We start from the raw sequence: 1,399 nt of genomic DNA on the forward strand, positions 1-1,399 counted from the left end.
GCGACTACCTCGAACTCCACGGCCTGTCCGTCCAACTCGCCGAAGCCCTCGCCGAGTACTGGCACGCCCGCGTCCGCACCGAACTCGGCATCGCCGACAGCGACCCGGCCGCCCTGGCGGGGATGTTCCGCACCGAGTACCAGGGCTGCCGCTACTCCCTGGGCTACCCTGCCTGCCCCGACCTGGAGGACCGCGCCAAGATCGCCGCACTCCTCGAACCCGAGCGGATCGGCGTCACCCTCTCCGAGGAGTTCCAGCTCCACCCCGAACAGTCCACCGACGCCCTCGTCCTCCACCACCCGGAAGCCACCTACTTCAACGCGGGACGGGGCACATGACGACGTTCTCCTTCGAGTTCTTCCCGCCCCGCACCGCCGCCGGTGCACGCACGCTCTGGGACACCATCCGCCGCGTCGAGGCCCTGTGCCCCGACTTCGTCTCCGTCACCTACGGCGCCGGGGGCTCGTCCCGCGACCGGACGGTGGACATCACCCGGCGCATCGCGGCCGAGACGACGCTGCGCCCGGTCGCGCATCTCACGGCGGTCGGCCACTCGGTCGCCGAGCTGCGCCACATCATCGGCATGTACGCGGACGCGGGCATCCGCGACGTCCTCGTGCTGCGCGGCGATCCGCCAGGCGACCCCAAGGGGCGCTGGTCACCGCACCCGCAGGGGTTCACGTACGCGCGCGAACTGGTCGAACTCGTCCGTAGCTTGGGCGACTTCACCATCGGCGTCGCCGCCTTCCCGGAGCGGCACCCCCGGTCACCCGACTGGGAGTCCGACATCCGGCACTTCGTGGAGAAGTGCCGGGCTGGGGCCGACTACGCCGTCACGCAGATGTTCTTCCGTGTCGAGGACTACCTCAGGCTGCGTGACCGTGTCTCGGCGGCGGGATGCGACATCCCGATCATCCCGGAGATCATGCCCGCCACCGACGTACGCCAGATCCGGCGCTTCGCCGAACTGTCGGGTGCCACCTTCCCCGAGGACCTGGCCCACCGTCTCGAAGCCGCCCGCGACGACCCCGCCGCCGGGCACCGCATCGGCGTGGAACACGCCGGGGCCATGGCGGAACGTCTCCTGGCCGAGGGTGCCCCCGGCCTGCACTACATCACGCTGAACCGCGCCACCGCCGCTCTCGACATCCACCGCACCCTTCAGGCATCAAGGAGCCTCAGTGTCAGTTGACTTCACGGATTTCAAGGTCGCCGATCTCTCCCTCGCCGGTTTCGGGCGGAAGGAGATCACGCTTGCTGAGCATGAGATGCCGGGTCTGATGGCCTTGCGTGAGGAGTACGTGTTGATCGAGACGCTGGTCGCGTTGGGTGCGCGGGTGCGGTGGGCGTCGTGCAACATCTTCTCGACCCAGGACCACGCCGCTGCGGCGATCGCCGC

General features: G+C 69.4%; 3 protein-coding genes. All 3 read left to right on the top strand.

The genetic code is table 11. The features are described from left to right. The coding region (locus tag IF27_RS29590) for a vitamin B12 dependent-methionine synthase activation domain-containing protein (protein WP_190233150.1) at positions 1 to 338 on the top strand (338 nt) is incomplete at its 5' end. Continuing rightward, positions 335 to 1,192, top strand: a complete 858-nt coding sequence (gene metF / locus IF27_RS29595; protein ID WP_052852963.1) for a methylenetetrahydrofolate reductase [NAD(P)H] — start codon at positions 335 to 337, stop codon at positions 1,190 to 1,192. The genes IF27_RS29590 and metF, both read left to right, overlap by 4 nt. After that, positions 1,182 to 1,399 (top strand): adenosylhomocysteinase (locus tag IF27_RS29600; RefSeq protein ID WP_190233151.1); only part of this gene is annotated, 218 nt, incomplete at its 3' end. The genes metF and IF27_RS29600, both read left to right, overlap by 11 nt.

The organism is Streptomyces avicenniae, assembly GCF_000719135.1.
In the GTDB taxonomy this organism is placed as follows: domain Bacteria; phylum Actinomycetota; class Actinomycetes; order Streptomycetales; family Streptomycetaceae; genus Streptomyces; species Streptomyces avicenniae.